Origin of the sequence: Microcystis sp. CS-574 (assembly GCF_028329095.1) — a bacterium.
GTDB lineage: Bacteria > Cyanobacteriota > Cyanobacteriia > Cyanobacteriales > Microcystaceae > Microcystis > Microcystis ichthyoblabe_A.
The window spans coordinates 1-6,148 of the sequence record NZ_JAQMSY010000028.1 but is presented as its reverse complement, the minus strand read 5'-3'; the positions used below and the strand labels follow the sequence as shown (position 1 = coordinate 6,148).

The following is a 6,148-nucleotide window of genomic DNA, read 5'->3' as shown; positions in this document are numbered from 1 at the left end:
CCTTAATCCCCCCTTAATAAGGGGGGTGCCGATCCCCCCTGCCCCCCTTGATAAGGGGGGTGCCGATCCCCCCTTAATCCCCCCTTAATAAGGGGGGTGCCGATAGGCGGGGGGATCTCCCTTAATAAGGGGGGCATCTGATAGTTTTTAACGCCTACCTACTTAATTAATATATCCACTGCTCACCGTCAAGCGGAAACTAGACAGAATGATCTGGCTATTATCACCCAAACCAGCCTTTAGCTGGTGAAAATGCGGGCTAATTGGCAGTTTTTCGGCAAAAAAGTTATCTAGACCTGTTAACAGGCAATTTATCCCTGCAATGAGCTACAATTATCGGTCAAACGTGGTTAATAGCGAGCAGATGCGTCGCATTGAAGGGGCGATTTTTGCCTCCGGTATGCCTGTGGCCGCTTTGATGGAAAAGGCAGCCCTGTTAACGGCACAACAGTTTAAAAAGTCCTATTCTTTGGCTGATTTCCCCAAAATCGGTGTTATCGTTGGCCCTGGTCACAATGGCGGCGACGCTCTCGTGATTGCTAGAGAATTACATCTCGCTGGTTATCAAGTATCTCTTTTTTGTCCGATCGCCAAACTCAAGGATTTAACAGCACAACAGGCTAATTATGTCAAGCATTTAGGCTTAATTTTTCAGAAAACTTTAGAATCTTTGGAGGATTGTCAGTTAATTATCGATGGTCTTTTCGGTTTTGGTTTAGAAAGGACTTTATCGGGAGAGATTGCCGAATTAGTCGATAAAATTAATAGTTGGCAAAAACCGGTAATTAGTATCGATATTGCTTCAGGAATTCACACCGACACCGGAGAGGTTTTAGGCACGGCAATTAAAGCCACTCATACCTTTTGTTTGGGACTCTGGAAGCGAGCTTTTTTCCAAGATGTGGCCTTACCCTATCTGGGTAAAGTGGAGTTAATTGATATAGGAATTAGTCCCCTTGACCTAGAAACAATTTTACAAGATTCACCGCCAATTCTGAGGGTTAATCCCGCTCTAATTCGCCCTTATTTACCTTTACCCCGTCCTCTCCTTACCCATAAATATCAGCAGGGACATTTATTAATTATCTGTGGTTCTCGTCGTTATGCGGGGGGGGCAATTCTTGCCGGATTAGGAGCGCGAGGTAGTGGTGTAGGAATGCTTTCTATTGCTGTTCCTGCTGCCCTCAAATCTTTATTAATTAGTCATTTACCAGAAGCATTAATTATCGATTGTCCCGAAACTGCCACGGGAGCTATTGCCGAACTTCCCCTAGAATTAAATAATTATCATGTCCTCGCCTGTGGTCCTGGATTAACTACAGAAAATCCCGCTATTATCGAACAGGTTTTAGATAGTGATAAACCGATTATACTCGATGCCGATGCTTTAAATATTTTGGCTCAATTGGGTATAGAAAAATTATCATCTCGCCAGAATAAGACAATTTTAACGCCTCATTGGGGAGAATTTAAACGCTTATTTCCTAACTTATCAGGTTCTCAGGACAGGATTAATATCACTCAAAAAGCATCTCAACAAAGTGGTGCAATTGTCTTATTAAAAGGAGCCAGAACTATAATCGCCTCCCCGGAAGGTAAAATGTATATAATCCCCGAAAGTACCTCCGCTTTAGCGCGAGGTGGTAGCGGTGATGTTTTAACAGGATTAATCGGCGGATTCTTAACCCAAATGCCGGATAATCCCCCAGAAACAACCGCATTAGCAGCTTATTTACACGCTCAAGCCGGCATTTTAGCAGCCAAAGAAAGGACGGAATTAGGAGTAGATGGAGTAACTTTAGCTAATTATTTATTTGCCGCCCTTAAAGATTCGATCCCCCCTGCCCCCCTTGATAAGGGGGGTGCCGATAGGCGGGGGGATCAGAATTGATAATTTTTACTGTATCTAAATAGCTGGTTATAATTAAATTAAAAATGGATTTTAGGTTCGATCCCCCCTGCCCCCCTTGATAAGGGGGGTGCCGATAGGCGGGGGGATCAGAATTGATAATTATTACTGTATCTAACATTAAAATATCTTTCATAATACCCACCAAACCTAAGAGAGCCAAAATATTATTAATAGCATAAATGTACTGTATTTAAACTGATTATTGACATTTTAGTACAAATGCTCGGACTGCCTTAACCTAGCTCTGGCGCTCCCTTCTCCGGTGCATTCTTAAGGATAGTCGGCATTTGATAAAACATAAGGAATGTTAACCAAAACCACTTATCGTTAAGGAATTTTGATAAGTTGGAGATTGAACAAAGATAGAAAGTCTCTAGCGCTGACAACTATGGCTGTAATTGTCCAAAAATACGGTGGTACATCGGTAGGTTCCGTGGAACGCATTCAATCGGTCGCTCAACGGGTCAAAAATACGGTAATAGCAGGAAACACCGTGGTGGTGGTCGTTTCTGCCATGGGTAAAACCACCGATGGATTGGTCAATTTAGCCAAACAAATCGCCGCCGAACCCTCGCGCCGGGAGATGGATATGTTATTATCCACGGGGGAACAGGTAACGATCGCCTTGATGAGTATGGCCCTAGAGGAAATCGGACAACCGGCCATCTCCCTAACCGGCGCTCAAGTGGGAATTGTCACGGAATCCGAACATAGTCGGGCCCGTATCTTAGAAATTAAAACCGATCGCCTTTCCCGTCATCTATCGGAAGGTAAAGTAGTTGTGGTCGCCGGTTTTCAAGGTGTCAGCGATAGCGATCAACTAGAGATTACCACCTTGGGGCGCGGTGGTTCCGATACCTCGGCCGTGGCCCTAGCAGCCGCCTTAAAAGCCGATTTTTGCGAAATTTACACCGATGTACCCGGTATTCTCACCACTGACCCCCGTTTAGTCCCCGAAGCGCGTCTTTTAGACCAAATTACCTGCGATGAGATGCTGGAATTAGCCAGTTTAGGGGCGAAAGTTCTCCACCCGCGAGCGGTGGAAATCGCCAAAAACTTCGGGGTTCCCTTGGTTGTCCGGTCCAGTTGGACAGAGGATCCGGGTACTTGGGTGACATCCCCAGCACCGAAACCGCGCACCCTGCAAGGATTGGAATTGACAAAAGCAGTGGATGCGGTGGAATTTGAGGGTAATCAGGCGAAAATAGCCCTTTTACGGGTTCCGGATCGTCCGGGTATCGCTGCCCGTTTATTCGGGGAAATTGCCCATCAACAGGTGGACGTGGATTTAATTATTCAATCGATTCACGAGGGGGACAGCAACGATATCGCCTTTACGGTGATGGGAAATGCCTTGAAAAAAGCCCAATCCGTGGCCGAAGCGATCGCACCGGTTTTACGTTCCCATCCCACTAATACAGAGGAAGCGGAAGTGATTATCGAATCCGGGGCCGCTAAAATCGCCATTACCGGCGCTGGTATGATCGGCCGGCCGGGGATTGCCGCCCAAATATTTAGCACTTTGGCCGCGGCGGCAATTAATATCGAAATGATCTCCACTTCTGAAGTAAAAGTCAGTTGCGTCATCGATGAAGCGGACGGAGAAAAAGCAATTAAAGTCCTTTGTGATGCTTTTCAAGTGGAGTATTCTGCTAAAGTTGCTCATTGCGAAATCCCTAAAAATTTAGTCCCAGTACGGGGAGTGGCCCTAGATAATAATCAGGCCCAAATGGCCATTCGTAACGTCCCCGATCGCCCCGGGATGGCGGCGAGAATTTTCTCGGTTTTAGCGGCAAAAAATGTCAGTGTTGATATGATTATTCAATCCCAACGCTGTCGCATTGTCGATGGTATTCCCCGACGGGATATCGCTTTTACTTTACCCCAAGCTGATGCTAATTTAGCCCAAAAAATCCTTTTAGAACTATCGGAAAGTTTGGGTTTACAGGAAGTGGTGGTTAATAATGATGTGGCCAAAGTTAGTATTGTTGGTTCAGGAATGGAAGGACAACCGGGGGTAGCAGCACGCTTTTTTGAAGCTTTAGCAAAGGAGAAAATTAATATTTTGATGATTGCTACTTCTGATATAAAAATCAGTTGTGTGGTGAATCAGGAAGATGGAGTCAGGGCCCTACAAGTGGTTCATGCCGCTTTTGGATTAGCCGGACAGGGTAAAATTGAAGTACCCGCCTAAATGAAATTACAAGTTCTATGATGGGGGTAAGAGTTGTTTAATTGTTGGCAACTTATACCCCCAAAAACCAGATAAATAAGTTAACCCTCATCACCCCGATTTTATCTATGGAACCGATAACAGTGGCGACAATTGTTGCTTTGGTATTTCAGACTACTGTAGAAAAATTTACCGAAGCTGCTCTAGAAAAAATTAATACTTTGCGGCAAATCATCTGGAATAAACTTAAAGCTAATCCTAATGCTGAAAAAGCTTTACAAGCTGCTGAAAAAGGGTCAAAAACTGATCTAGAAAAAGTAGCAGATTATTTAAAGGTTGCCATGAATGATGAAGCAGATTTCGCCGAAAAAGTCAAGGGTTTAGCAACAGAAATTCAATCCTTGAAAATTCAGGATAATAGTAGTATGAACCAGGCTAATTCTGGAGGTCAAAATTTACAGAATCAGGGTGAGATTCGTGAAGTTTATCAAGCAGAAAATATAAACATCAATAAAACCTGACTGCAGCCGCTTGTTCAGGAACAGGTTAAACAACATCCTCACAATTTATCTAATAGTAATATCCCTAGATTTGTTGGTAGGGATCAGGAATTAATTGACTTAAAAAATCAATTACAGCAATCCCAAAAGCTTGCTATATCTACCTTAACGGGAATGGGAGGCATAGGTAAAACCGAACTAGCCAGATGGTTTGGCTGGCAAGAATGGCGAGAAAAAGCCTATCCCGGGGGTATATGTTGGTTAAATGTGGCAGAAAGTGACGGCGGTTTTATCGGTACTTCTATTCTAGATTTTGCGCGGGTACATCTCAAATTAACTTTACCAGATGAGGGAGAATTAGACGTAAAAATTCGTTATTGTTGGCAAAACTGGTTAGCGGGAAATGTCCTAATTATTTTTGATGATGTGCGGGATTATCAGCAAATTAGGGATTATTTACCACCGCAAGAAGACAAACGCTTTCAGGTTTTAATTACCACTCGCAAGGAATATTTATCAGCGACAATTGCGACTTTTCGGGTAGAAGTTTTAAAAGAAAAAGATGCACTTGATTTATTGCGTTCCTACCTTGAAGACAACAGAATTGACACACAAATCGAGGCAGCTAAATTATTATGTCGGGATTTGGGTTATTTACCCTTGGCGTTAGAATTGGTGGCAAGGTTGCTAAAACGACGACAGGATTGGAAAATTAGCAAAATACGGGAGAAATTAGCCGAAAAAGGCTTAGATGAGCCAATTTTAGACAAAAATCCCAAGTTTCATGCAGAAATGACTGCGGAAAGAGGGTTAAAAGCTGCCTTTAATCTCAGTTGGGAGGAGTTGCATAGCGAACCAAAAGCGCAAATTTTGGCACTTTATCTCAGTTTATTCGCTCTTGCCCCCTTTCCCAAGGGAATGATTCTGGATTTATTTCCCGATGAGGATGGGGATACAGTGGAGGAATGGTTAACCGATAGTTTAGTTCACCTGAGTTTAGTTCAGGATAATCGTGATGGTTGGTATGAAATTCATCCCCTGTTGCGTCGCTACTTTCGGGATAAGTTAGAAGCATCACCCCACGCAGAACCAGCAAAACGCCGTTATTGTGGGATTATGGCCAAAAAATCGGCAGAAATGCCATATAATCCCACTGTAGAAATCGTTGAAGAATTTAAACCTTTCCTTCTCCATCTACAAGCATCTGTCGGGGAATATCCCCAATATATCGCTGATGAGGATTTAGCTTGGTCCTATACGGGTTTAGCTTGGTATTATAAAGGACAAGGATTGTATGCTATTGCTGAACCTTACTGTCAAGCTTGTTTAACCGCAACTCGAACCCACTTAGGAGACAATCATCCCCATGTGGCAGCTTCCCTCAACAATTTAGCAGGATTGTACGATTCCCAAGGCAGGTACACAGAAGCGGAACCTCTCTTTTTACAAGCTTTAGATTTGAGAAAACGACTCTTAGGAGACAATCATCCCGATGTGGCAACTTCCCTCAACAATTTAGCAGCATTGTACAATTCCCAAGGCAGGTACACAGAAGCGGAACCT

The 6,148-nt window shown here is 43.7% G+C and carries 4 protein-coding genes; all 4 read left to right on the top strand.

Annotated features, from left to right (window positions below; genetic code table 11):
• Positions 1 to 322: 322 nt before the first annotated feature.
• Positions 323 to 1,891, top strand: a complete 1,569-nt coding sequence (locus PN470_RS02205; RefSeq protein ID WP_272103531.1) for an NAD(P)H-hydrate dehydratase — start codon at positions 323 to 325, stop codon at positions 1,889 to 1,891.
• Between the two features lie 409 nt (positions 1,892 to 2,300).
• Positions 2,301 to 4,106, top strand: a complete 1,806-nt coding sequence (locus PN470_RS02200; protein WP_069475262.1) for an aspartate kinase — start codon at positions 2,301 to 2,303, stop codon at positions 4,104 to 4,106.
• 44 nt (positions 4,107 to 4,150) lie between these two features.
• A complete protein-coding gene (locus tag PN470_RS02195; RefSeq protein ID WP_272103529.1) occupies positions 4,151 to 4,606 on the top strand; it encodes a hypothetical protein in 456 nt (151 codons plus the stop codon).
• Between the two features lie 135 nt (positions 4,607 to 4,741).
• On the top strand, positions 4,742 to 6,148 hold a 1,407-nt coding region (locus PN470_RS02190; RefSeq protein WP_272103533.1), incomplete at its 3' end, for a tetratricopeptide repeat protein.